24 protein-coding genes are annotated in these 23,139 nt (G+C 63.8%); 13 read left to right on the forward strand and 11 right to left on the reverse strand.

The window, feature by feature from the left end; translation table 11 throughout:
• Positions 1-10: 10 nt before the first annotated feature.
• The 9 genes from GLW01_RS04240 to rsmD form a co-directional block, all read right to left on the reverse strand.
• Positions 11-3,049: an efflux RND transporter permease subunit gene (locus GLW01_RS04240; RefSeq protein ID WP_160898233.1), complete on the reverse strand. Its 3,039-nt coding sequence runs from the start codon at positions 3,047-3,049 to the stop codon at positions 11-13.
• Positions 3,049-4,176: an efflux RND transporter periplasmic adaptor subunit gene (locus GLW01_RS04245; protein WP_160898234.1), complete on the reverse strand. Its 1,128-nt coding sequence runs from the start codon at positions 4,174-4,176 to the stop codon at positions 3,049-3,051. Before GLW01_RS04245 ends, GLW01_RS04240 begins: the two co-directional genes overlap by 1 nt.
• A 108-nt stretch (positions 4,177-4,284) precedes the next feature.
• Positions 4,285-4,941: an alpha/beta hydrolase gene (locus GLW01_RS04250; protein WP_151440087.1), complete on the reverse strand. Its 657-nt coding sequence runs from the start codon at positions 4,939-4,941 to the stop codon at positions 4,285-4,287.
• 62 nt (positions 4,942-5,003) lie between these two features.
• Positions 5,004-5,852 (reverse strand): Hsp33 family molecular chaperone HslO, encoded by an 849-nt coding sequence (gene hslO, locus GLW01_RS04255; RefSeq protein ID WP_160898235.1) that lies wholly within the window; start codon positions 5,850-5,852, stop codon positions 5,004-5,006.
• Between the two features lie 9 nt (positions 5,853-5,861).
• Positions 5,862-6,281: an RNA-binding S4 domain-containing protein gene (locus GLW01_RS04260; RefSeq protein WP_160898236.1), complete on the reverse strand. Its 420-nt coding sequence runs from the start codon at positions 6,279-6,281 to the stop codon at positions 5,862-5,864.
• A gap of 7 nt (positions 6,282-6,288) precedes the next feature.
• Positions 6,289-6,960: a GMP/IMP nucleotidase gene (yrfG, locus tag GLW01_RS04265; protein WP_160898237.1), complete on the reverse strand. Its 672-nt coding sequence runs from the start codon at positions 6,958-6,960 to the stop codon at positions 6,289-6,291.
• Positions 6,953-7,285 carry a hypothetical protein gene (locus GLW01_RS04270; protein WP_151440083.1) on the reverse strand — a complete coding sequence of 111 codons (333 nt, stop codon included), beginning with the start codon at positions 7,283-7,285 and terminating at the stop codon, positions 6,953-6,955. The genes yrfG and GLW01_RS04270 overlap by 8 nt, the downstream gene beginning before the upstream one ends.
• A gap of 85 nt (positions 7,286-7,370) precedes the next feature.
• Entirely contained in the window at positions 7,371-8,180 is an 810-nt protein-coding gene (gene mutM / locus GLW01_RS04275; RefSeq protein WP_160898238.1) for a bifunctional DNA-formamidopyrimidine glycosylase/DNA-(apurinic or apyrimidinic site) lyase, read from the reverse strand.
• 3 nt (positions 8,181-8,183) lie between these two features.
• Complete coding sequence (gene rsmD, locus GLW01_RS04280) at positions 8,184-8,774, reverse strand: 16S rRNA (guanine(966)-N(2))-methyltransferase RsmD (RefSeq protein WP_160898239.1); 591 nt, start codon at positions 8,772-8,774, stop codon at positions 8,184-8,186.
• 124 nt (positions 8,775-8,898) lie between these two features.
• Here rsmD and ftsY point away from each other — a divergent pair, with 124 nt between their 5' ends.
• The 6 genes from ftsY to GLW01_RS04310 all read left to right on the forward strand — a co-directional run bounded on the left by ftsY (position 8,899) and on the right by GLW01_RS04310 (position 14,970).
• Positions 8,899-10,056, forward strand: a complete 1,158-nt coding sequence (ftsY, locus tag GLW01_RS04285; RefSeq protein WP_160898240.1) for a signal recognition particle-docking protein FtsY — start codon at positions 8,899-8,901, stop codon at positions 10,054-10,056.
• 25 nt (positions 10,057-10,081) lie between these two features.
• Entirely contained in the window at positions 10,082-10,771 is a 690-nt protein-coding gene (ftsE, locus tag GLW01_RS04290; RefSeq protein WP_151440079.1) for a cell division ATP-binding protein FtsE, read from the forward strand.
• Positions 10,764-11,744, forward strand: a complete 981-nt coding sequence (gene ftsX, locus GLW01_RS04295; RefSeq protein ID WP_151440078.1) for a permease-like cell division protein FtsX — start codon at positions 10,764-10,766, stop codon at positions 11,742-11,744. The genes ftsE and ftsX overlap by 8 nt, the downstream gene beginning before the upstream one ends.
• A gap of 111 nt (positions 11,745-11,855) precedes the next feature.
• Positions 11,856-12,710, forward strand: a complete 855-nt coding sequence (gene rpoH / locus GLW01_RS04300; RefSeq protein ID WP_095616223.1) for an RNA polymerase sigma factor RpoH — start codon at positions 11,856-11,858, stop codon at positions 12,708-12,710.
• Between the two features lie 174 nt (positions 12,711-12,884).
• The gene (locus GLW01_RS04305; RefSeq protein WP_151440077.1) at positions 12,885-13,565 is read left to right on the forward strand and encodes a response regulator transcription factor; all 681 of its coding nucleotides are present in this window, start codon (positions 12,885-12,887) and stop codon (positions 13,563-13,565) included.
• Positions 13,552-14,970 carry a HAMP domain-containing sensor histidine kinase gene (locus GLW01_RS04310; protein ID WP_151440076.1) on the forward strand — a complete coding sequence of 473 codons (1,419 nt, stop codon included), beginning with the start codon at positions 13,552-13,554 and terminating at the stop codon, positions 14,968-14,970. The genes GLW01_RS04305 and GLW01_RS04310 overlap by 14 nt, the downstream gene beginning before the upstream one ends.
• 16 nt (positions 14,971-14,986) lie before the next feature.
• Here GLW01_RS04310 and GLW01_RS04315 read toward each other — a convergent pair whose 3' ends face one another.
• Positions 14,987-15,262: a hypothetical protein gene (locus tag GLW01_RS04315; protein WP_095616226.1), complete on the reverse strand. Its 276-nt coding sequence runs from the start codon at positions 15,260-15,262 to the stop codon at positions 14,987-14,989.
• 113 nt (positions 15,263-15,375) lie between these two features.
• On the opposite strand from GLW01_RS04315, the gene greB reads away from it, so the two are divergent.
• From greB to GLW01_RS04330, 3 genes are all read left to right on the forward strand, one after another.
• Positions 15,376-15,876: a transcription elongation factor GreB gene (gene greB, locus GLW01_RS04320; protein ID WP_151440075.1), complete on the forward strand. Its 501-nt coding sequence runs from the start codon at positions 15,376-15,378 to the stop codon at positions 15,874-15,876.
• Between the two features lie 88 nt (positions 15,877-15,964).
• Positions 15,965-16,405: a hypothetical protein gene (locus tag GLW01_RS04325; protein ID WP_151440074.1), complete on the forward strand. Its 441-nt coding sequence runs from the start codon at positions 15,965-15,967 to the stop codon at positions 16,403-16,405.
• Between the two features lie 68 nt (positions 16,406-16,473).
• A complete protein-coding gene (locus GLW01_RS04330; RefSeq protein ID WP_151440073.1) occupies positions 16,474-16,746 on the forward strand; it encodes an acyl-CoA-binding protein in 273 nt (90 codons plus the stop codon).
• Positions 16,747-16,756: 10 nt separating this feature from the next.
• On the opposite strand, the gene GLW01_RS04335 is transcribed toward GLW01_RS04330, so the two are convergent.
• The gene (locus GLW01_RS04335; protein ID WP_160898241.1) at positions 16,757-18,679 is read right to left on the reverse strand and encodes a serine/threonine-protein kinase; all 1,923 of its coding nucleotides are present in this window, start codon (positions 18,677-18,679) and stop codon (positions 16,757-16,759) included.
• Between the two features lie 242 nt (positions 18,680-18,921).
• Here GLW01_RS04335 and tagH point away from each other — a divergent pair, with 242 nt between their 5' ends.
• From tagH to icmH, 4 genes are read left to right on the forward strand one after another with little or no spacing between them, the layout of a single operon-like run.
• A complete protein-coding gene (gene tagH, locus GLW01_RS04340; protein ID WP_160898242.1) occupies positions 18,922-20,046 on the forward strand; it encodes a type VI secretion system-associated FHA domain protein TagH in 1,125 nt (374 codons plus the stop codon).
• Positions 20,046-20,489 carry a type VI secretion system lipoprotein TssJ gene (gene tssJ / locus GLW01_RS04345; RefSeq protein WP_151440070.1) on the forward strand — a complete coding sequence of 148 codons (444 nt, stop codon included), beginning with the start codon at positions 20,046-20,048 and terminating at the stop codon, positions 20,487-20,489. Before tagH ends, tssJ begins: the two co-directional genes overlap by 1 nt.
• Before the next feature lie 11 nt (positions 20,490-20,500).
• Complete coding sequence (gene tssK / locus GLW01_RS04350; RefSeq protein ID WP_151440069.1) at positions 20,501-21,826, forward strand: type VI secretion system baseplate subunit TssK; 1,326 nt, start codon at positions 20,501-20,503, stop codon at positions 21,824-21,826.
• A 23-nt stretch (positions 21,827-21,849) separates the two neighbouring features.
• Positions 21,850-23,124: a type IVB secretion system protein IcmH/DotU gene (icmH, locus tag GLW01_RS04355; RefSeq protein WP_160898243.1), complete on the forward strand. Its 1,275-nt coding sequence runs from the start codon at positions 21,850-21,852 to the stop codon at positions 23,122-23,124.
• The last annotated feature ends 15 nt before the right edge of the window (positions 23,125-23,139 follow it).

The raw sequence follows: 23,139 nt of genomic DNA on the forward strand, positions 1-23,139 counted from the left end.
TTAAGGCCCCCTACTCTCCGGGGCGGATTCCCAGCAGGCGCACATAGCCCGCCGGCAGCACCAGGATCGTCAGGACCGCGGCGAAGGCCAGCCCGAACATGATCGCCAGTGCCATGGGTGCCCAGAAGGGCCCGGACAGCGCCAGCGGCAGCATGCCGAGCATGGTTGTTGCGGCGGTCAGAAGGATGGGGCGCACGCGGCTTGTCGCGGCCTCGCCAATGGCTTCCAGCGTGCCGCTCTCGGCCAGCGCCATATCCATTTTCTGAACCATGACCACGGCGTTGCGGATGATCATGCCGGACAGGCTCATGGTTCCCAGAAGCGCCATGAAACCAAAGGGCTGCTGGAACAGCAGAAGCCCGACACTGACGCCCACCAGCCCCAGCGGCACCATCAACATGACCAGCAGGGTGCGCCGGAACGAGTTGAACTGGGCCATGAGCACCAGCACCATCAGCCCAAGGATGACCGGCACGGGTTTCAGCACACCCGCGCGGGCTTCAGCGGACTGGTGAACCTGGCCGTCCCACTGGGTGTCATACCCGGAGGGAAGCGCGACCTTCTGGATTTCGGGTGCCAGGGCGGCGCGCACCTCGGACGCGGTATACCCCTTTGCCAGGTCTGCTTGCAGTGTAATCGCCCGTTCCCGGTTGTGCCGCCAGATCACGGGGCGCTCCCAGTCGAGCTCGATATCGGCGACTTGTGTGAGCGGGACAGGCTTGCCGCCGCTTTCCGGCCAGACAACCATGGTTTCAAGCTCGGAGGGGTCGGTCCGCTCGGGCAGAGGAAAGCGCCAGACAATGGGAATACGCTCATCGCCCTCACGGAACACGCCAACCCCTTGCCCGGCAAAGGCGGTGTTCAGGGCCAGGTTGATGCTGTTGGTGGTGATCCCGGCGCGACGGGCCCGGTCCTGGTCCACGTTGATGGTGACCCGGGGCTGGGTCTGGCGCCAGTTGTGCCGCAGGTTCGTGACGCCCGAGTGCTCGGCCATGATGGCCTGCAGTTTTCCGGCCGTATCCACGAGCTCCTCCCGTTCCGGCCCGGTGATCCGCAGCTGGAGCGGGAAGCGAACGGGTTCGCCCAGCTGCATCGCTCGCACCCGGGGTTCGGCTTGCGGGTAACCATCTTCCAGATGCTCCCGGACTTTAGCCATCACAGGGTCAACGTCCTCCTTGGTCTCCACGTTAACCAGGATCTGCCCGAAGGCGGGGTTGGGCGTTCGCGGGATCATGGGCAGATAGAATCTTGGCGCGCCTTCACCGATGAAGGCGGTGACGTCCGTCACCGGTTCCATCTCCATCAGCCGTTGCTCAATCCGGGCCATGTCCTCGCTGGTCTGCTCAATGCGGCTGCCTTCCGGGAGCCAGTAATCCACCATGAACTGGGAGCGTTCGGCCGGTGGGAAAAAGGTCTGTGGCACGAAGCTGAACGCCACAGCACTGGCGGCAAAGATAATGATGGCACTGCTTGTCAGGATCCAGGGACGCCGGAGTGTGGCGGTTATCAAACGGTGCACCCACTGGTAGAAGGCGCGGTCCTCGGGGTTTCCGAGCCCGCTTTTGCTGTCCAGTAGCCAGTAGTTCATCAGTGGTGTGGCAAAAACCGCGAGCAACCAGGAAATGGCCAGGCTGATGGCCACCACCCAGAACAGCGAGCGGGTGAACTCGCCCGTGGCGGTGTTGGTCAGGGCGATCGGGGCGAATGCGAGGACCGCTATGGCGGTGGCTGCCAGCAGGGGCCAGGCGGTTTCCTGCACGGAGTCCGCGGCTGCTTTCAGACGCTCCGTGCCGCGCTGCATTTTTACCTGCATCAGCTCGGAGATGACAATGGCATTGTCCACAATCATACCGAGCACGATCACCAGGGCCCCGAGTGATACCCGGTGGAGTTCAAAGCCCATCAGGTACATGCCCACAAAGGTGCCCAGAATGGTCAGGGGCACCCCCAGTCCGACGACGAAGCCGGTGCGCAGGCCCAGCGAGACCATCAGGACTGCCAGCACAATGGCTACTGCCGTGACCAGGTTGATCAGGAATTCGCCGACGGCCTGCTCGACTTCCTCGGACTGCAGCGCGATGCCACCGAACTCAATGCCCACCGGCATCCTGGCCTCGATACGGTCCAGCTCGGCCTGGACCCTTTCGGTGAGCTCGACCACATTGGCCCCCTCGGCCGGCACGACGCCCAGAGCCAGGGCGGATTCGCCCTGATGGCGCAGGCTGGCATCGGGCGGGTTGGCGTACCCGCGCCTGACTTCCGCGAAGTCACGCAGCTGGACGAGTTCACCGGTCACGGGGCTGCGGATGTTCAGCCTGGCCAAGTCGTCCACGGCCTCAAAGGTGCCAGTGGTATTGATCCGCAACCGGCGTGATCCCATCTCGGTGAAACCACTGGGAGCGACCACGTTCTGCTTGTTAAGGGCGTTCACGACCAGCGCTGGGGTCAGGCCCAGTTCGGCGATCTTGGAACGGCTGGTTTCAATGAAAACCCGTTCGCCCTGGTCGCCGAACAGGTCGACCTTGGCAACGTCATCAACCCGCAGCAGACGTTGCTGGAGGTGGTCTGCAATGTCGTTGAGTTCGGCGTAGCTGTAGTCGGCGCCTTCCACGGAAAGCAGCATGCTGTAAACGTCGCCGTAGTCGTCATCAACACGCGGGCCACGCACGGAATCGGGCAGGCTGGCGCGGGCTGCTATAACCTTCTTGTTGAGCTCGTCCCAGATCTGGCGCAGTTGCTGGCCGCCGTACTGGTCCTTAACCTCAACGTAGATAATGGAGGTGCCATTGCGGCTCAGCGACTCAATGCTCTCCAGCTCACCAAGCTGCTGGATCTGCTTCTCAAGTGGTTCGGTCACTTGCTGTTCCACCCGTTCCGCGTCCGCACCGGGGTAGCCGGTCATCACGATGGCGGTTCGGATGGTGAACTCAGGGTCCTCGAGCTGCCCGAGCCGGGTGAAGGCGATGACCCCGAGCAGGGTGATCAGGAGAATCAGGAATCCCACAAAGCGATTGCGGCTGATCGCGCCGCGCACCAGTTGCGCCAGCATCACTGAATTACCCCGCCTTCAAGCCGCTTGACCTTCTGGCCTTCCTGCAGGTGTTGCGCGCCGGCCACCACGATCTGCTCACCGGATTCGAGCTGGCCGGTGATCCGGACGCTGTCCGTCTCCAGTGACTCGGTGGTGACCGGGCGTGACGTGACCTTACCGGAGTCCGGATTCCAGACCCAGACATGGGGTTGGTCCGCTTTTTCGAAGATGGCTTCCACCGGCACCAGGAAGCTGTCATCCCAGGGGGTATTCCTGAGACTGGCCTTGAACGAGACTTCGGCGGTCATTCCCGGGAGCAGCTCTTGCTCCGGGTTCTCGACCGCAACCCGTACGGGGTACGCCTGGGTGGCCGGCGAGACATCAAGGCGGACATTCTCCACCCGTGCGTCGAAGCGCTTGTTGTCCATAACGGGCATGAATACATGAACGTCTTTAAGATGGTCGCGGAACTGCATCAGCCGTTCCGGGATGCTGACCTCGACTTCCACGGTTTCAATGTTGTCGATCGAGAACACTGGGCGCTGCGGGCTGACCTGCTCGAACGGCTCCGCCATGCGGCGGTTGATCACCCCATCAAAAGGCGCCTCCAGAACGGTGTCATCCAGCGCCGAGCGGGCTGTTTCCAGGGCTTCACGCGTGGCGTTGCGCTTGGCGCGGGCCTGCTCATAGGCACTTTCGAGGCGATCGAACCTGGCGTCGCTGATGGCGTTGGAATCCACCAGTTCTTTGCCCCGTTCCCAGTTCTTGCGCGCTTCGTTCAGGGTGGCCTGGATGGATTCCAGTTTGCTCTCGGTTTCGTTCACCTTGAGGCGGAAATCCCGCTGATCCAGTTTCCCCAGCACCTCGCCCTCGGCGACCTCATCACCCACATCCGCGCTGAGTGTTTCGATCTTGCCGGGCACGCGGAAACTCAGGGTGGTGGTCTCGGCGGGTTCCACACGCCCGCTGAACCGGCGCGAGGCCAGGCCGGTGGGCGTTTCAAGCGTCATCATCCGGGCGGGCCGCAAGGGCTGGGCTTCAGCGGTTTCGGAGCTCTTGCCGGGATCCCCGTCACAACCGCTCATCAACAGTGCGATGGCTGGGATCCAGAGGTAGCGGCCAAAGGATGAGAAAGAATGAGTCATGAAACAGGTCCCTGCTGCAGAGGAGGTGATCAGGCAATCAGTCTATTCTGAGCGCCTGCGTGGGCTCTGGCAATCTGTCGGAAGTGATAGCGCCGGCATTCGTGCGGTTCAGAGCACGGACCGCAGCCAGGCCCCGATCGCCTGGATTTCTTCCAGGCATACCTCATGTTCCATGGGGTAGGTACGGTACTCGGGCTCGTAACCCAGCTTCCGAAGATGCTCCAGGGCCTCCTGGCCGAGGAATTCGGGCAGCATGGGGTCGTTGGTGCCGTGGGCCATGAAGATCGGCAGCTGTCTGTTGGCCCCGGAGGGCGTGGTCAGGTTGATGCTGGCGAAGTAGCCGGAAAGGACCATAAGCCCGGCCAGGGGCTGCTCGAAGGTCAGGGCCGTGTGGTAGGCCACGGCGCCGCCCTGGGAGAAACCGGCGATGACAATGCGGTTGCTGGGCACGCCACGCTCCATCTCGCGATGGATTAGATCCCGGATGCGGCCGGCGGAGGCGAGAATGCCCTGTTCGTCGGTATCGTTGTGGCGGTCCAGTGAACGGATGTCGTACCAGGCGGGCATGACCATGCCGCCGTTGAGGGTGACCGGGATCTGTGGGGCGTGTGGGAAGACGAAGCGCACGTGCGCGTCCTGGGGCAGCCCCAGGTGCGGGATTACGGGCTCGAAGTCATGCCCGCTGGCGCCCAGCCCGTGCAGCCAGATGACGCTGGCGTCCGGGTTCTCGCCGGTGGTCTTTTCCACGCATTCCAGGTATTCCATGGTCCCCTCCGCTGTTCAGTGAGGGCGTTACTCTAGCGTGCCGGGCGGTGCCCGGGCCAGTGTCAGTGGCGCTGGTGGGGGCCGAAGAGGGCCTCAATGTCGTCCTGGCCGAAGCGGTACTGCTGGTTACAGAACTGGCAGTCGACGCTGATCTCGCCCTGTTCCGCCAGCAGGTCGTAGCACTCCTGGGCGCCCAGGGTCTCCAGTGCGTTGGCGGTCCGCTCGCGACTGCAGTGGCAGTGGAAGAAAACCGGCTCCTCGGGGTAGAGGCTGATGGATTCCTCGTGGAAGAGCCGATGCAGCAGCGTCTCTGGCGCCACCGAGAGCAGTTCCTGCTGGCTGGTGGTCTGGGCCAGGTGCGTCAGACGGTTCCAGAGATCGTCGTCCTCGGTCGTCTCGTAGCCGGGCATCTTCTGCAGCATCAGGCCGCCGGCGCGCTCATTGTCCGCGAACAGCAGGATCAGGGTGTCGAGCTGTTCCGAGCGGGTGAAGTAGTCCTGCAGGCACTCCTGGAGGGTCTCGGACTCCAGCGGCACGATGCCCTGATAGCGCTGGCCCTGTTCCGGTTCGATGGTGATGACGAGCTGGCCATGGCCGAGCTGTTCCCCGATGGAGCCGTGCTGGATGCAGTCCTCGGTGTGGATGAGCCCGCGCGCGCCGCGTTCATTGCTGCAGTCCGCCATCAGCAGGGTCACCGGGCCCTGGCCCTTGGCCTGGAGGCTGATGCGGCCCTTCATCTTGAGCACGCCCCCGAGCAGCACGGCGGCGCTGAGGCTCTGTGCCAGCAGTTGCTGGGCGGGCTCGGGGTAGTCGCGGCCCTCGAGGGCGGTCTTGAGGGTGTCCTCGATCAGCACGAGCTCACCACGGACCTCGCCCTCGTTGAAGACAAAACGCTGCAGGGTATCGGTCATGTTGGCTCGCTAGTGGGACATCTGGTTCTTCACGCGCTGCAGTTCGCGGCGCTGCTTCTTGTTCGGGCGACGTGCCGGCGGGTGCTCGGCGGCGACCATCATGCGCCGGCGCCAGGCGTTGTCCTCGCGCTTCTCCTTGCTGGCCTCGGTCTCGGTGTAGAGCATCTCGGCCTGGGGGGCGCTGCCACGCTTTTCGCTGAGTTCATCGATGATGACTTCGAACGTGGTCGAGCCCTTGTGCACCTGCACTCTGGCGCCCCTGGTGACGAACTTGCCCGCCTTGGGGCGTTGGCCCTCGTAGCGGACCTTGCCGCCCTCAATGGCCTCGCGTGCCAGGGTGCGGGTCTTGAAGAAGCGCGCGGCCCAGAGCCATTTGTCGAGTCGAACGCGTGCGGAGCCGGAGTCGGATTGGTCGCCCTTTTTGCTCATGGGAGCATTATACCGGTTGGGGCGGTGTGATCGGAAGGAGCGTCTCGAAGCGTTCCAGCGCTGGCCAGCGGCCCTCCGGAAGGGGGTCGCGCTGGCTGTCAGGCTGGTGAATGCTCAACAGATGCCTGACGCCGAAGGTCTCGGCGGCGCTCAGGGCGGTGTGGTTATCGTCGATCAGGACTGTGGTCGCCGGGTCGAAGGGCTCGCTGGCGTGCAGGGCGGGCCAGAACGCCGGGTCTTCCTTGGGTCGGCCGAAGCTGTGCGTGGTGTGGATGGCATCCACCCACTGGTCCAGGCCGGTGCGTTCACGCTTGAGGTCCAGTCCGCCACGGTGGGCGTTGGTAACGATCACAGTGCGGCAGTGGGACGCTTTCAGCGCGCGCAGGAAGGCCGGCGCGTCCGCCCGGAAGCGGATGCGATCCCCCACCTCGTGCTTGAGCTGGCTCACGTTCATGCCCAGGCGGTTGCTCCAGAAATCCAGGCAGTACCATTCCAGTGAGCCCTTCAGGCTCTGGATGGTTTCGTGGATTTCCCGGCTGGCCTGCTCCGGTTCAACGCCCCGGGTCTCCGCGTAGCGGGCCGGGAGATGGGTGAGCCAGAAGTACGTGTCGTAGTGGAGGTCCAGAAGGGTGCCGTCCATGTCGAGCAGGACGGTCTGGATGCGCTCCCAGTCAATCATCGCCCGGGTTGACGACCTCGCCGGCATTGCGTCCGGAATGGGTGCAGCCCAGGCAGCGCACGAAGGTGGCCTTGGCCGGGCCGACCACCAGGGTCTCGCCCACTTCATCGGCATTGCCGCCCAGCGCCGAGAACGGCAGCGTTACGGTATGCACGACACTGCCCACCACGGTGGCGCCCAGCAGCAGCGGGCGGGCGATGACGGCGTCACCGACCATGGCCAGGGCGGAGGGTTTCTCCTCAACGCGCTGGGCCTGTGCGGGACCGGCGAACGCCATGAAACCGCTCAGGAGGGCGACGGTAACCAGTGTGCTCAGCTTTTTCATCAGGTGTCTCCGGGACTGTGTGATACTGCCTCCACTATGGCCCAGATACGCGTTTTTTCAAGTCCTGACGCTATCGGAAGCGGACTCAGCGCTGACAGCGGCTGCAGAAGACCGTGCCGCGCTGGCCGATAACCCGGTGTCGCAGCGGCTGTCCGCAGTGGTGGCAGGGTTCGCCCTCGCGGCCGTAGACAGTCAGTGACTGACGGAAGTAACCGGGGTTGCCCTGGCTGTCCGTAAAGTCGCGCAGGGTGGTGCCACCCAGCTCAATGGCATTCGCCAGAACCTCGCGGATGGCCTCCGCCAGCCTGCGGTAGCGCGCCCGACCCACGCGGCCGGCCGGGCGCTGGGGGTGGATGCCGGCCATGAACAGGGCCTCGGAGGCGTAGATGTTGCCCACGCCCACCACGATCGCCGCGTCCATGATGAACGCCTTGACCGAGGCCCGGCGGCCCCGGCTCAGCCGGTACAGGTGGTCGCCGTCAAAGTCCGGCTCCAGTGGCTCCGGGCCGAGCTTTGCGAGCAATGGGTGCTGTTCCGGGTCCGTGCTCCAGAGCCAGGCCCCGAAGCGGCGCGGGTCGTTGAACCGCAGAATCCGTTCTGCCAGCGGTATCTCCACATGGTCGTGGAGCCGACGGGGTTCCTCCGGCGGGCTCAGGCGCAGGCTGCCGGACATGCCCAGGTGTACCAGGGCGGCGCCGCGTGCATTGCGCAGGAGCAGGTACTTGGCGCGCCGGCCCACCGCGGTGATGGGCGTGCCGATCAGCTGCTCCGGTAAGTCCGCCGGAATAGGCCAGCGCAGGGATGGGTTGTGGATACGCACCTCCGGGGGCGTCACACCCTCCAGCCAGGGAGCGACACCGCGCCGGGTGGTTTCGACTTCGGGCAGTTCCGGCATGGGTCAGGCCACCTCGAACAGGCTGTAGGCGACCTGGCCCGCCTGTTTGCGCCGGGCCAGAGTCCAGTCCGGCGGCACAGAGGGCTCGTGATCGCTTTCGTGTTCCACATAGACGCGGGCATTGTCCGCGAGCAGGCCGGAGGCTGCCAGGGCCTGACAGACCGGTTCGATCAGGCCGGCCCGGAAGGGCGGGTCCATGAACACAATCCGGTAGGGCCTGGTTTGTTCCGGCGTCCTGAGCCAGTTCAGGACGTCCTGCCTGGTCACGGACCCTCCGCTTGCCTCGAGGGTGGTCAGGTTCTGATGGAGTGCACGGCTCAGGTCGGCGCTCTGCTCCACAAAGGTCACGCTCTCTGCCCCGCGTGACAGGGCCTCCAGCCCAAGGGCCCCGCTGCCGGCGAACAGGTCCAGGCAGTGGCTGCCCGGCATGACCGGCATGAGCCAGTTGAACAGGGTCTCGCGCACCCGGTCCGGCGTGGGGCGGACGCCGTCCACGGCAGGGAAGGTGAGTGTGCGGCGGCGCCAGTCACCGCCGATCAGGCGGACCTGGCCCTGGTCGTTACGCCGGCCCCGGCGCTGGTTGCGTGATGCCATGCTGTGTTCGCTTTTTGGACGGCCCTGTTGCGGGCCGGTAGAATAACCCGCCTTGACCGCGCCCGACCAGTTTCCCCGATGGTCGGCCAATGGCACCGATGAACCATGGGCAGGATTGAACGCCATGAACGCAGAACTGATTTTCAACGCCCTCTTCGTGCTTCTTGTCGCCTGGTTTGTGGTGGACCTGGTGCGAAGCCGGCAGCAGATTCCGAGGCCGCCCAGGCCGCCTGAACGCCAGCAACGGGAGTCAGCGGCAGAAGCGCCGGCACAGGTTCCCGAGGCGGAAGCACCTTCAGAGCCGGCGCCTGCTGAGGCTGAACCGGCCCCGGCTCCCGAACCGGAACCCGAGGAGCCGGTCAGCTTCTTCCAGCGCATGCGCGAGGGCCTGGGCCGTACCCGTGGCCAGCTGGCGGACGGCCTGGCCGGCCTGTTTGCCAGCAACAAGAAGATCGACCGGGACCTGCTCGAGGAGATCGAGAACCTGCTGCTCACCGCCGACGTGGGGATGACGGCGACCACCGAGATCATCGACAGCCTCACGGAAAAGCTCGAACGCAGCGAACTCAGGGATTCGGACGCGCTCTTCCAGGCCCTGCGCGAGGAGCTGCACGGCATTCTGGAGCCCTGCACCACGCCCCTGGAACCGGAGACGGAGAACAAGCCCTTCGTGATCCTGATGGTCGGCGTGAATGGTGTGGGCAAGACCACCACCATCGGCAAGCTGGCACAGCGCTACCAGAGGGATGGCAAGAGTGTGATGCTGGCGGCCGGTGACACCTTCCGTGCCGCTGCCGTGGAGCAGCTCCAGGTCTGGGGTGAGCGTAATAACGTGCCGGTGGTGGCCCAGCACACCGGCTCCGACAGCGCCTCCGTCATCTATGACGCGCTGGAGTCCGCCCAGTCCAAGGGCACGGACGTGCTGATCGCCGATACCGCCGGCCGGCTCCAGAACAAGGACAACCTGATGAACGAGCTGGCCAAGGTCGTTCGGGTCATGAAGAAACTCGACCCCGAGGCACCGCACGAGATCATGCTGGTTCTGGATGCGGGCACCGGCCAGAACGCGCTCAGCCAGGCCCAGACGTTCCAGGAGGCTGTGGGCGTGAGCGGTGTGACCCTGACCAAGCTCGACGGCACCGCCAAGGGTGGCATCATCTTCGCCATTGCGCGTCAGTTGGGACTGCCGATACGCTACATCGGCGTGGGTGAGACGGCCGACGACCTGCGCCCCTTCGCCGCGGACGAGTTTGTGCAGGCGCTGTTCGACGGTCGGGAATGATCCGGCTCCCGGAAGATGAGGCGCGATGATTGAATTCCGCCAGGTAACCAAGCGCTATGAGCAGCAGTTCACGGCGCTGCGGGGTGTGAGCTTCGCGCTCGGGCGCGGGGAAATGGCGTTTCTCACCGGCCATTCCGGCGCCGGCAAGAGCACCCTGCTCAAGCTCATCATGTTGATGGAGCGCGCCACTGCTGGCCAGGTCCTGGTGGGTGGGCAGGCGCTGGAGAAGACCCCGCGCCGGCGCATTCCCTATATCCGCCGCCATATCGGGGTTGTCTTCCAGGATCACCAGCTGCTTTTTGACCGCACCGTCTTCGATAACGTGGCCATGCCCCTGCAGGTGACGGGCGTGCCGCCCAACGAGATTGGCCGGCGTGTGCGGGCGGCGCTGGACAAGGTGGGCCTGCTGAAAAAGGAGCAGCTCAATCCCATCAGCCTTTCTGGCGGCGAGCAGCAGCGTGTGGGCATTGCCCGGGCGGTGGTGAACAAGCCGCCACTGCTGCTGGCTGACGAGCCGACGGGTAACCTGGATCCGGCCCTTTCTTCCGAGATCATGGACCTGTTCCGGGAGTTCAGTCGGGTGGGCGTCTGCGTGATGGTGGCGACCCATGATATCGGACTGATTGAGACCATGGCTCAGCGCACGCTGGAGCTTTCCGGTGGTGAACTGGTTCAGGATGGTCTGCCGACGGCGCTGGAGACCCGGCATGGCTGAAACACGCCAGCAGACCTCCCGTGGTGCCGCCAAAGCCCGCACGCCCTGGCGGGACCAGCTCCGCAGCTGGTTCAGCCACCACCGGCGCTCAGCGCGCGACAGTGCGGCCCGCCTGCGCAACGCACCGCTGTCCAGCCTGATGACAGGGCTTGTTATGGGGATTGCGCTGGCCCTGCCCACGGCCCTGTTCCTGATTATGGCCAGCATCCAGCAGATTGGTGGCGGCTGGGAGCAGGCTGGCCGCCTGAGTGTCTATCTCACCCCGGACGCGGGCATAGAGCGGGCGGAGGCACTGGCCGACCGCTGGATTGAGAACGCCGCGGTGGGTGATGTGACGGTCATCCCGCGGGATGAGGCCATGGAAACCATGCGCTCCAGCAAAGGACTCAGCGGCACGCTGGACTTTCTGGATGGAAATCCGTTGCCGCATACCCTGGTGCTGACGCCGGACCGTGCCTACCGGGAAGCCTCTGCTCTGGAAGACCTGGCGGAACGCCTGCGTCAGGCGGACGGAGTCGACGAGGTAAAGCTGGATCTGGCCTGGTTGCAGCGTCTCAACGCCATGGCGGAGGTGCTCGGCCGGGCCACCCAGGCGCTGGCGCTGCTGCTCGTGGTGGGCGTGGTTCTGGTCATTGCCAATACCGTCCGCCTGGCGATCGAGAGCCGTCGTCGCGAGATCATCGTGGCACGCCTGGTGGGAGGCACGGACAGTTTCGTGCGCCGGCCTTTCCTCTACACCGGCCTCTGGTACGGCGCACTGGGGGGGCTGCTGGCGTGGTGGCTGGTGGAAGTGGCATTCTGGTGGCTGAGCGGTCCGGTTGGTCGCCTGGCGGAGCTCTACAACAGTGGGTTTGAACTCCAGAGGCCGGGCATCGATGAAGTGGTTCTTCTGCTCGGCTGCGCTGTTGTGCTGGGATGGCTCGGGGCCTGGTGGGCGGTGCACCGTCATCTCCGGGCCGTGGAACCGGAATGATCCCCTGTCCGGGATACTCCGTATAGACATACGGGGCTTGAAAACGTATTAAATGATCATATATTGGATTCAGACTCTTTGTCGGGAGACAATGAACAGAGGGGGAGCACCATGGGTACAGAACTTCAGCTCAGTCACAATCTGGTGCCGGGTGCCAACCTGGAGAGCTACATCCAGACCGTCAGCCAGATTCCGGTCCTGAGCGTGGACGAGGAACAGAACCTGGCCCAGCGGTTTCAGGAGCACGGGGATATCGAAGCCGCACGGCAGATGGTTCTGTCGCATCTGCGGTTTGTGGTTCACATTGCACGCAGCTATTCCGGGTATGGCCTGGCCCAGGCGGACCTGATCCAGGAGGGCAACGTTGGCCTGATGAAGGCGGTCAAGCGCTTTGATCCGGGCTATGGCGTGCGCCTGGTTTCCTTTGCCGTGCACTGGATCAAGGCCGAGATCCACGAGTTCATCCTGCGCAACTGGCGCATCGTGAAAGTGGCCACCACCAAAGCTCAGCGGAAGCTGTTCTTCAATCTGCGCAGCTCCAAGAAGCGTCTGGCTTGGCTCAACAACGATGAGACCGAGGCTGTGGCGAAGGATCTGGGCGTTGAACCGAAGGTTGTCCGTGAGATGGAAGGCCGTATGGCCTCCCACGATATGGCTTTTGATGCGCCGACGGATGACGACGACGAGACTGGCTGGCAGGCGCCCGTTCACTATCTGGACGACAAGCGCCAGGACCCTGCCACTCAGCTGGAGCAGGCCGACTGGAGTCAGGACTCCAGTGAACGGCTCGGCCACGCTCTGTCGGCGCTGGACGAACGCAGTCAGGATATCCTGCGCCGGCGCTGGCTTGGTGAGAACAAGGCCACCCTGCATGAGCTGGCCGATGAGTATGGCGTTTCCGCCGAAAGGATCCGCCAGCTCGAGAAAAACGCCATGAAGAAGATCCGCACCAGCATGGTGGCCTGAACGCCGCCGTCAGTCGCGCATCTGTTGAGAAAGGCCGCTCCTCCGGGAGCGGCCTTTCTGTTTGGGGCCTATCAGCCTTAAAACATGGTAACTTTGCCGGTAAGGTACCTCGCCCGTAACCTGCAGGCGATCTGTTAATGTTTTTCATAGCCTTTTGAAAAGGGGGATTTCGGGGTGCGTGTACTGGTGATTGAAGACGATCAGGATGTGGCGGATTATCTGAACAAGGGGCTCCGTGAGAGCGACTATGTGGTCGACCATGCCACCGACGGCAAGGAAGGCATGACCATGGCAGCGTCGGGGGACTACGACGTGATGATCATCGACCGGATGCTGCCGGGAATGGATGGCCTCAACATCATCAAGACCATCCGTGCCACCGGCAACCAGACCCCGGTGCTGATCCTGAGCGCGCTGGGTGATGTGGACGCCCGGGTGGAAGGACTGCGCGGAGGCGGTGATGACTACCTCACCAAGCCGTTCTCCTTCACTGAGCTGCTGGCTCGGCTGGATGTGCTCGCGCGGCGGGCCCGCAGCGGTGGCGAGACCGAAACGGTGCTGAAAGTGGCGGACCTGGAGATGGACCTGCTGGCCAGGACCGTCAAACGCAATGGCATGAACATCGACGTCCAGCCCCGCGAGTTCCGGCTGCTGGAATACCTGATGCGCCATGCCGATCAGGTGGTGACCCGCACCATGCTGCTGGAGAAGGTCTGGGACTACCACTTCGACCCGCAGACCAACGTCATTGATGTGCACATCAGCCGCCTGCGTTCCAAGATCGACAAAGGGTTCGAGAAACCGTTGCTGCAGACCATCCGTGGCGCCGGGTACATGCTTCGTGACGATACTTAGCCAGCTCCGAACCTCCACGTTCCAGGTCGCGATGCTCTACATGGTGGTGTTCGCCACCTCCGTGTTCATACTGCTGGCGTTCATCTACTGGCGCACTGCCGGGTTCATGATGGAGCAGACCGACCAGACCATTGAGGCGGAAATCGCCGGTCTGGCGGAGCAGTACCGGTCACGGGGCATCAATGGCCTGATGAACGTGGTACGGGAACGGGTGGCACGCGATCCGGACGGCCAGTCCCTGTACCTTTTTGCCACCGAGGACTATCTCAAGCTTGCCGGCAACCTGCCCAAGTGGCCGGAGAGCGCACGCACGGACAACGGCTGGATCGACTTCACCCTGGATGAGTCCATGGGCTATGAGGATGAAGAGCGACGGGCCAGGGCGCGGGTGTTCGAGGTCCAGGGCGGACTGCGCCTGCTCGTGGGGCAGGACATCAGCGAACTCACCCGTGTTAAAAGCCTGATCGAGACGGCCATGAACTGGGGGATGGGGATTTCCCTGGGTCTGGCGCTGATCGGCGGTTTCCTCATGAGCCGGAGCACCACGCGGCGGATCGAGGTGATCAACCAGACCGCCTACCGGATCATGCACGGCGATCTTTCCCAGCGTGTGCCCACGCGCGGGACTCAGGACGACTTTGACCAGCTGGCGGACAATCTCAACCAGATGCTCGACCGCATCGAGTACCTGATGGAAGGCATCCGGCATGTATCAGACAGCATTGCCCACGACCTGCGGACACCACTGACCCGGCTCCGGAGTCAGCTCGAGAATACCCTGATCAATCTCAAGGACCCCGATGTCCAGGACCAGGTGGGCGAGGCCGTGGCCGAAGCGGACCAGCTGCTCGGGACCTTCAACGCCCTGCTGCGCATTGCGCGGCTGGAGACCGGTGGCAAGACGCTGCAGAGCGAGCCGCTGGAGCTGGGCACACTGGTAACGGATGCGGTTGAACTCTACGAGGCACTGGCCGAGGAGAAAGACCAGGTTCTTGACTATGAGGTCGGGGAGGAGGTGTCGCTGCTTGGCGACCGGGACCTTCTGTTCCAGGCGGTCAGCAACCTGATCGACAACGCCATCAAGTACACCGACGAAGGGGGGCGTATCGGGGTGGCGGTGCGGCGTGAAGGCGGTCAGGCGGTCCTGGAGGTGGCGGATAGCGGCGATGGCGTGCCGGACCACGAAAAGGAGAACATCTTTGGTCGCTTCTACCGGGTGGGCAAGAGCCGGTCACAGCCCGGTAACGGACTCGGGCTCAGTCTGGTGAGTGCCGTGGTGGAGCTGCACGAGGGCCATATTGGCCTGTCGGATGCCGAGCCCGGTGCCGAAAGGCCGGGGCTCAAGGTCACGCTCTATCTCCCGGCTCAGCCACCGTCCGGGGACAGTGGCGAACGGGAGCAGTAACAGGGGCTTGACGGGGTCAGGCGCTCTTGCCACTGATCAGGCCGCGGACTGTTTCGGTCGCGGCGCGAGCCGGGCGGAACGCCAGTTCGGCCGCATTCTCGGCGATCGCCCGGTAGCGTGCCGTGCGGGCGTTCAGGCTGTCCATTTCCCCCTCGAACCGGTTCTTTTCAGCCATCATCAGGGCCGCCAGGGTATGACGGTTGACCCGGTTGGTGATGCCGAAGTTTTCGAGTTCATAGCCGACACGATCAAGGCCGTTCAGCGCCACTGCTGTCAGTTTCTTGGTATCCATGGGAATCACCTCTGATTGGGTTCCTGCTTCAGTCTGGCGGAAGACTACTGCGAATGATTAGAGTGCACAACCTAACAACCGCCATTATGGACCAGTAATCCACGGGAGGAGTCATGGGGCGTTACCGGCCACCGCGCGAACGCGGTTCCCTTTACATCACACCCGAGGGCGAAAGGGCCCTGCGAGAGGAGCTGCGCTATCTCTGGAAAGAGAAACGCCCGGCGGTGACTCAGGCCGTCAAGGAGGCGGCCGCTCAGGGGGACCGTTCCGAGAATGCCGAGTACATCTACGGCAAAAAGCAGCTGCGCGAAATCGACAGCCGGGTGCGCTTTCTCAGCAAACGCCTGGACGAGCTGACGGTGGTGCGGGAGTCTCCCCATGACACCAGCCGTGTCTTCTTCGGTGCCTGGGTCACGCTGGAGGACGACGAAACGGGCGAGGAGGTACGCTACCGTCTGGTCGGGCCTGATGAGTTCGATGTGAGCCAGGGGCTGCTGAGCGTGGATGCGCCCTTTGCCAGGGCCATGTTGCGGAAACGCCTGGATGACGAAGTAGTGCAGAACACCAGCGACGGCGAACGGCTGTGGATCATCACGGCGATTGATTATCCCTGAATGCCGGGAATGCGAGCGTGTTGGCGATTTTCTGACCGCAGGCGCGGTATCATGGGGCTCTGAATCCGCTGGATAGGGAGCATCCGGTATGCCGGCCCAACACCGCAGTCACGTTTACTGGCTCAGCGGCCTCATGATGGCGTTTACAGGTGCGCTTTGGGCACAGGAGGCTGCCGAGGATGGTGAAAGCACCCTGGCTACCCCGCGTGAGCGCTCGACTCCTGAAAGCATCCAGTTCACACCGGTGGGCGAGGAACAGCTGGGGGACACCACCATCCGGGGTGCCTTGGGGCCGCCCTCCGCTGGCCTGGTAGGCCCGGATACGGAGGTCCTGGTGGAGCCTGTGTACCTGAGTGATGATCTGCGCCGGGCCCTGAATCTGGAGCGGAGCCAGCTGGAACGCCAGTGGGAGCAGTTGATCGGGCCCATCATGGACAGACCCGCAACGCCGCCGCAGGTCCAGTACCCCGGATTCCAGAACCGTACCTACGATCCCGGTTCCACCACCAGCACACAGGTGCGGGAGTAACGGCCAGTGTCATTCATGGGTTTTTCTGGTAGTTTCCGGGAAAACGACCGATAACAAAGAGGTAGCGCATGAGTGACCTGAAACAGCAGTTCGACGAAGCCGTCAACTACGTTCAGACCGCGGAGGGGGACTTCAAACCCTCCAATGACCTCAAGCTCCAGTTCTATGCACTGTACAAGCAGGCCACCGAAGGCGATGTGAAGGGCAAGAAACCCGGCATGCTGGATCAGGTGGGCCGGGCCAAGTACAGCGCCTGGGAAAAGCTCAAGGGCACCGGCTCCGAGGATGCCATGCAGCAGTACGTGGATCTGCTGGAAAGTATGAAGCAGAAACACGGCTGAGGCGCGGGATTCAGGGCGATGCCTGGGCCTGCCGCGCCAGGTTGGTCGCCCGCTCCAGAAGGGGGCCGGCTGATTCCAGCCGCCGCTCATCCAGTCTTTCCCCTGCCTGCTGCATGTAGCGGTTCGCTAGGCTCTGGCGCAATTCACGCAATCCGGCTGTGTTCTCTGTATCACCGGTCAGGGCCTGTACTTGCTTGAAGACAGCATCCAGTTCCGCGACGCTCCCGGCCTCAGCAATCGCTTCTTCCAGCCTCTTCAATTGCTGTTCCGGCGCCCGCGTGGCAGCCTCCGGGGCCGTCTTGCCCGGCGATAGACCAGCCTGCACACGGGCCCAGGCCAGGAGGGCCGCAAGATTCTGATCCTTCCGGAATACCCTGTCGCCCATCGCCACCAGGTTCGCGAGCCCGGACGTGTCATGTTGCGCCATGGCACGCTCAAGCGCGGCTCGATAGTTCCCCCTGATGTCCGGACCCGGTTCCGGGATTTCCGCTGCCAGCAGGGCAAGGCGGTCATGAAGGTCTGTCAGGGATTGGAGCGTGTCCCCTGCCATGAAGTCACCCCGGGCCAGTTGCTGGCGCCACTGGTCCTGCAGGGCGTTCACCAGTGAGGCGCGACGCTGCAGGAACTGCTCGCGGTATTCGGTGATGGTGGCGTGATTCGGGTAATGCTGTTCGGCTTTTGCAACCGTGTCGAGCGTTTCCGGAATCCGTTCAAGTTCGCCCTCCTGAAGGGCTTGGGTCCCCTGCTCGATGGCCCGGGTGTAGTAGTTGCTCAGCATGGGTTCGCGTTGCCTCAGCACGGCATGGCGTGCCAGTTCCGGAAGCGCGGGAAGGGTGGTCAGGACCTGGCGGGCCCCGGTTTCGTCAGACAGCAATCCCAGGTCCTCGAGACGGTCCTCGAAGGACAGATTCTTGTCGGTGCCCATGCCCATGCCCAGGCCGGCCTGGGCGCCGGCCAGGGTCAGGCTGGCCAGAAGTCCGCCGGTGGCCGCGGCCACGGGGACCCGCCAGCGCGGGGGGCTGACCGCGCGTGCCCAGGTGGCCATGCTTGAGTCCGGGTTGCTCTGGCGCAGCAGGGGCCGGATAACGCGCCAGACGCGCCTGGGGAGGTGTCTGGGGCGCTTAAGGGGGTAATCGGCCCTTTCGGCGTCGGTCAGTTCCCGCCGGTCAAACGGGTGGCGGGTGCTAACCAGTTCGTAGGTGATGCAGGCCAGCGCGTACAGGTCATCCCGGGCCGTGGGCTCGTTGCCGGCCATCAGGGAGGGCGAGGCGTAGGCCGGGGTGTAGCCGAACATCCGGGTCTCGTCCTGCTGGCGTGGCGCGAGGTAATCCTCCATCTGGCGCTGGGGCTTGAGGGCGCGGGCCACCCCGAAATCCAGCAGCTTCACCTGACCGTCCCGCGTCAGGAAGACGTTGGAGGGTTTGAGGTCGGCATGGACAATGCCCTGGTCATGGGAGTAGCGGAGCGCATCCTGAACCTGGCGGATGATCCAGCGACAGCCTTTCCAGGGCAGCCCTCTCGGCCGGTGGCGCTGGATGAGGCGGGAAAGTGGTTCTCCTTCCAGAAGTTCCATCACGATGAACCAGGTCTCGCCGTCCTGCTCGAGGTCCTTGACCCGGATGATGTTGGGGTGGGCCAGACGCATGGAGCGGGCGGCTTCCCGGGCCAGCATCGATACGGCGTCGGGGTCGTGTGTCAGGGCCTGGCGAAGGATCTTGACCGCCACCTGGCAGTCATTGGAACCGGCCCGTTCAAGGTTTTCGTCCACGGCCCGGTAAACATCACTCATGCCGCCCGAGGCGATCAGTGCCTCGATCCGGTAGCGGTCCTTGAGGCGCTGGTTCAGCCGCGGGTGGCGCTCGGGAGTGCCTGTGAGGGTATGGTTGTTCGCCCCGATCTTGTCCGTGTGGGGCTGAATCCGTGTTGCGTCCATGCCGGAATCCCTTTCCTTGCAGTAGCGCGGAGGAGTCTAGCCAAGGGCGACTTACGCGGTCAATGCGGAAGTCTTAAGGTGTGATGCAGGGCATTGACAGCCTTATGGGGACTCAATAGCATTCGCGCTGTTCGCATCGTAATCGTGCCTGAATGCTGAACGGCAGCAGACGATCAGGGGCGGACGCAGGGAAGAACATCAGGATGACCCCGGGGAACCGGGTCCAGGGACAGGAGGGGCCAATGGAATTGGCACTTGCCATAACGAGCTACCAGCGACTCTCGCCGACCGTTACCAGCCAGTGCCGCTTTGGCGCTGAGCGACGGTACACCTTCGGGCGTTCCGAAGACTGCGACTGGCACCTGCCGGATCCTGAACGCGTCGTGTCGTCCGTTCACGGGGAAATTGTCTTCCGTGACGGAGCCTTTCACCTGCGCGACTGCTCCACCAACGGTCTGTTCCTCAATCATTCGGAAAGTCCGCTGGGTCAGGACGGGGAGACCGCCCTGAGTGACGGGGACTGCATGACCCTCGGGGATTATGAGATCAGCGTGGCGGTTGAGCGCCCGGCTGTAGCCCCGGAACCAGCAGCGGTGGCAAGCCCCGTGCCGGAATCGGTACCGACACCGGCTCCGGACAGCGCCTCCATTTCCAACCCGATGGCGGATCTCGAAGACGCCTCAGACCCCATGGACAGTCATGTCACGCTGCCCGATGTTTCAATCCCCTCGGACTGGCAGTGGCAGGACGGTGCCACTGCCCCGCAGAGCGACGGCCGCGAAAGCGATGAGCCCCAGGGTGACCTCCGCCCTTTCCTCGAGGCGCTGGGAATGGAGTCCATGGCGGAACAGACGCTTTCCGACGAAGTTCAGCGGGAGCTGGGTGGACTGACCCGGCTTCTGCTGGATCAACTGATGACGCTGCTGCGTCAGCGTGCCCGTGAGAAACAGTCCCTGCGCGTCGAGCAGACCCTCTTCGAGCGCCGCGAAAACAATCCCCTGAAGTTCTCCGCAAGCCCCGAGGATGCTGTTGAGGCGTTGCTTGTGCGTCGCAGTGCAGCCTTCATGCCGTCACAGCGCGCGGTTGAGGATGCGTTCTCCGACATACGGGGGCATGACCGGGCCATGCTCAGGGGCGTCGAGGCCGTGGTCGGGGAACTGCTGGCGGACGGGACCGAGGGGCCCGCCGCGACACGCCCGCCGAAATGGGACCTGGTAAGCCGTGCCCGGGCCTATGGGGAGCTGATGGCCAGGCGTGACTGGCAACGCGAGGAATGGGGTGACACCGAGCGCATGATGCGTAGCCCGGTGTTTGCCGAGGCCTACGAGGCCGCTATTCGGGAACAGGAAGCGGAAGGGAATCGATAATGCGTTCAGGCTTGATTCTGGCGATGGTCCTGATGCTGGGTGGATGCGCCTTTTTTCATCCAGTGGCGGATGTGCGTGTGACAGCCGGGGAGTCGGTCAATCCGGATTCCGGAGAGCGGCCCTCCCCAGTGCTGCTTCGTGTCTATGAGCTCAGGAGCCGGGACGCCTTCCGGGATGCAGGGTTTGATGCTCTGCATGACGATCCGGAGGCTGCTCTTGGCGAGGACCTGGTGGGGATGGAGGAAACCATGCTGCGCCCGGGTGGGAGCTGGCAAACCGAGAGGGCGCTTCAGGAGGGAACCCGATATCTGGGCGTAACCGCCGCTTTTCGCAATATTGACGATGCCCGCTGGCGCGTGACCCGGCCAACGGACGGGATCTTCTTCGTACCCGGGATTGATCTACGGGTGGACGGAGTCGAGATCAGGGACAGGGACGACTGAACGGAGTAACCATGACGGATGCAATGGCCAGGGTGGCCTGGTCGGAGGGCATGCTCCTCCGGCCCCAGCACTTCCAGCAGCAGGATCGCTTTCTCTACCACGCGGCCCGGCTCCGCCACTTTCACATGGCGCCGTATGGGTACGGTGTGAGCGAACTGAGCCTGGATGAGCAGCAACTGAACCTGGGGCAGCTGGGTGTGGTCAGCGCCAGCGGGGTGTTCCCGGACGGGATGCCCTTCAGTCTGGATGACAACGCCGGGCTGGTCCTTGAGGTGCCCGCGGACGCCCGCGATGAGGTGGTTTACCTGGCGCTGCCGAGCGAGCGCCAGAGTGGCACCAACATCGCCGGAGAGGGCGAGGGGGCGGTCGCCCGCTTTGTAATCAGGGATGCCGCCCTCACCGATGAGGCGCTTGCCGAGCATGAGCCGGAAACGGTGGGGCTCGCCCGCCTCAACCCGTGCCTGCGGCTGGGGCGTGAAGACATGGCAGGCTATGTGGCGATTCCCGTGGCCCGGATCATTGAAGTGGCCAACGAGAAAGAGGTTCGCCTGGACCGCCACTTCATTCCGCCCTGTCTGGACGTTGGTCGCATACCAGCGCTCACTTCGCTGCTCAATGAAACCCTCGCCATGATCCGCCAGCGAGGCGATGCGCTGGCTGGTCGCATGCAGAAGGGTAACCAGCAGTCAAAGACCCTTTTCGACATCATGATGCTGCAGACCCTGAACCGCTGGCAGCCCGCACTGGAGCACTGTGCCGAAAGCCCCGGTGTTCATCCGGAGGAACTCTACCGCACGCTGGTTACCCTGGCGGGAGAGCTCTCGACCTTCACCCGCAACGAAAAACGGCCCCCGGAACTGCCGCGCTACCATCATGAATCCCTCACTGAGACCTTTGGTGATCTGGGGGCGGTGCTCAGCCAGTCCCTGAGCACCGTGCTGGAAGAGACCGCGGTGGCGCTCAAGCTCGAGGAGGCGGATTACGGCATCCGGGTCGCGCCGCTGAACGACAAGTCGCTTCTGGAAAGCGCCCAGTTGGTATTGGCGGTTCGCACGGACCTCAGCACGGAGGAAGTGCGGCGGCGTCTGCCTGCCCAGATCAAGCTCGGGCCCGTGGAGCATATCCGCGAACTGGTGAACAGCCATCTCCCCGGTATTCCCGTCAGTGCTCTGCCGGTGGCGCCACGCCAGATCCCGTACCACGCGGGCTATCACTATTTCATGCTGGAGAGTGGCGGTGAGCGCTGGCGCCAGCTGCAGCACAGTGGTGGCCTGGCGGTGCACGTCTCCGGTAATTATCCGGGCCTGGAACTGGAACTCTGGGCCATACGCCGCTAGTCACGGATTGAGGAAACAGGGTCATGACGGATCAGACCGTTGTAAAACCCCGCCCCGGGGCAAGGAGCCAACCCCAGCCGGGCGGTGACGGGGACGGAACCCGGGTGGCGGCTCCCAGGCCCGCGCCGGAATCCTCCGACCTGCGCCTGCCTTCAACCCGGCTGGATCCCGTCTGCGATGAAGCTTCCCGCCTTCTGTCGCTGGCTGACCGGCTGGGGCGGGCCTCCGGTGTGGCGGATGTGGCCGCACTCAAACGCCAGTGCACGGGGCTGGTTGCCGAGTACCAGCAGGCGCTTGCCGGCCATGATGTCACGCCGGACACGGTGGATACCGCGTCCTACTGCCTGTGTGCGCTGATCGATGAGCTGGTGCTGCACAGTGACTGGGGGCAGGCCAGCGACTGGGCGGCCAGTTCGCTGCTCTCGGAGTTCCATTCCCAGACCTGGGCAGGGACGCATTTCTTCGAGCGTGTGGACCGGGCGAGGCGCGAGGGCAACCCGCCACTGCTACGCCTCCAGTACCTGTGCCTGGCCCTGGGGTTTCGGGGTCGGTTCCGGGTGGAAGAGCGTGGTTCGGAACAGCTGGAAGTCCTGCGCAATGGTCTGTACCGGGAAATCACCCGTGAGAATGAGGCCCAGGGTCAGCCCTTTGACACCGAATGGGAGAAACGCGTTTTTACCGGGACCAATCCGGTTCACCGGGTACCGCTCTGGTCACTGGGAGCCATTGCCGGTGGTGTGCTGCTGATCACCTATCTGGGGCTGAGCCATGTCCTGGGGCAGCACGCGCAACCGGTTGTGGAGCAGCTTGCCGGTATCGGCGTTCCCGAGGCACCGGCGCCCGGTGAGTCCCAGGGAAAGGGGCCGGATACTGAGTATCTGCGGCAGGTGTTGGGGACCGAGATGGAACGGGGCCTTGTTCAGCTGGAGTCAGAGGGCAACAGTGCCAGCCTGATTCTTGGCAATGAAGGGCTGTTTGCGCCCGGTTCCGCCGCCATCCGCGAATCCAGTAAGCCGTTGCTGGGCAAGATTGCCCGCACCCTGGAGGGTACGGAAAGCCTGATCCAGGTCACGGGTCATACCGACGATGTCCCGATCAACAGCGATCAGTACCCGTCCAACTGGCACCTGTCGCTGGCCCGCGCCACGGCTGTCTCGGACTTTATGGGCGAGCGGGCGTCGCTGGAGGGGCGGCTATGGCCCGAAGGTCGGGGCGCGGCGGAACCCAGGTTCAGTAATGATTCGCCCGAGGACCGGGCAGGGAATCGACGGGTGGTGATCACCCTGACACCAAGGTAGGTAAGTATGCGCTTG

This window comes from Vreelandella halophila (assembly GCF_009856365.1).
Classification (GTDB): Bacteria; Pseudomonadota; Gammaproteobacteria; order Pseudomonadales; family Oleiphilaceae; genus Halospina; species Halospina utahensis_B.

What these genes read in the sequence shown, in the direction of transcription:
- GLW01_RS04240 (WP_160898233.1), bottom strand. Translation starts at nt 3,049, where the DNA reads ATGCTGGCGCAACTGGTGCGCGGCGCGATCAGCCGCAATCGCTTTGTG.
- GLW01_RS04245 (WP_160898234.1), bottom strand. Translation starts at nt 4,176, where the DNA reads ATGACTCATTCTTTCTCATCCTTTGGCCGCTACCTCTGGATCCCAGCC.
- GLW01_RS04250 (WP_151440087.1), bottom strand. Translation starts at nt 4,941, where the DNA reads ATGGAATACCTGGAATGCGTGGAAAAGACCACCGGCGAGAACCCGGAC.
- hslO (WP_160898235.1), bottom strand. Translation starts at nt 5,852, where the DNA reads ATGACCGATACCCTGCAGCGTTTTGTCTTCAACGAGGGCGAGGTCCGT.
- GLW01_RS04260 (WP_160898236.1), bottom strand. Translation starts at nt 6,281, where the DNA reads ATGAGCAAAAAGGGCGACCAATCCGACTCCGGCTCCGCACGCGTTCGA.
- yrfG (WP_160898237.1), bottom strand. Translation starts at nt 6,960, where the DNA reads ATGATTGACTGGGAGCGCATCCAGACCGTCCTGCTCGACATGGACGGC.
- GLW01_RS04270 (WP_151440083.1), bottom strand. Translation starts at nt 7,285, where the DNA reads ATGAAAAAGCTGAGCACACTGGTTACCGTCGCCCTCCTGAGCGGTTTC.
- mutM (WP_160898238.1), bottom strand. Translation starts at nt 8,180, where the DNA reads ATGCCGGAACTGCCCGAAGTCGAAACCACCCGGCGCGGTGTCGCTCCC.
- rsmD (WP_160898239.1), bottom strand. Translation starts at nt 8,774, where the DNA reads ATGGCATCACGCAACCAGCGCCGGGGCCGGCGTAACGACCAGGGCCAG.
- ftsY (WP_160898240.1), top strand. Translation starts at nt 8,899, where the DNA reads ATGAACGCAGAACTGATTTTCAACGCCCTCTTCGTGCTTCTTGTCGCC.
- ftsE (WP_151440079.1), top strand. Translation starts at nt 10,082, where the DNA reads ATGATTGAATTCCGCCAGGTAACCAAGCGCTATGAGCAGCAGTTCACG.
- ftsX (WP_151440078.1), top strand. Translation starts at nt 10,764, where the DNA reads ATGGCTGAAACACGCCAGCAGACCTCCCGTGGTGCCGCCAAAGCCCGC.
- rpoH (WP_095616223.1), top strand. Translation starts at nt 11,856, where the DNA reads ATGGGTACAGAACTTCAGCTCAGTCACAATCTGGTGCCGGGTGCCAAC.
- GLW01_RS04315 (WP_095616226.1), bottom strand. Translation starts at nt 15,262, where the DNA reads ATGGATACCAAGAAACTGACAGCAGTGGCGCTGAACGGCCTTGATCGT.
- greB (WP_151440075.1), top strand. Translation starts at nt 15,376, where the DNA reads ATGGGGCGTTACCGGCCACCGCGCGAACGCGGTTCCCTTTACATCACA.
- GLW01_RS04325 (WP_151440074.1), top strand. Translation starts at nt 15,965, where the DNA reads ATGCCGGCCCAACACCGCAGTCACGTTTACTGGCTCAGCGGCCTCATG.
- GLW01_RS04330 (WP_151440073.1), top strand. Translation starts at nt 16,474, where the DNA reads ATGAGTGACCTGAAACAGCAGTTCGACGAAGCCGTCAACTACGTTCAG.
- GLW01_RS04335 (WP_160898241.1), bottom strand. Translation starts at nt 18,679, where the DNA reads ATGGACGCAACACGGATTCAGCCCCACACGGACAAGATCGGGGCGAAC.
- tagH (WP_160898242.1), top strand. Translation starts at nt 18,922, where the DNA reads ATGGAATTGGCACTTGCCATAACGAGCTACCAGCGACTCTCGCCGACC.
- tssJ (WP_151440070.1), top strand. Translation starts at nt 20,046, where the DNA reads ATGCGTTCAGGCTTGATTCTGGCGATGGTCCTGATGCTGGGTGGATGC.
- tssK (WP_151440069.1), top strand. Translation starts at nt 20,501, where the DNA reads ATGACGGATGCAATGGCCAGGGTGGCCTGGTCGGAGGGCATGCTCCTC.
- icmH (WP_160898243.1), top strand. Translation starts at nt 21,850, where the DNA reads ATGACGGATCAGACCGTTGTAAAACCCCGCCCCGGGGCAAGGAGCCAA.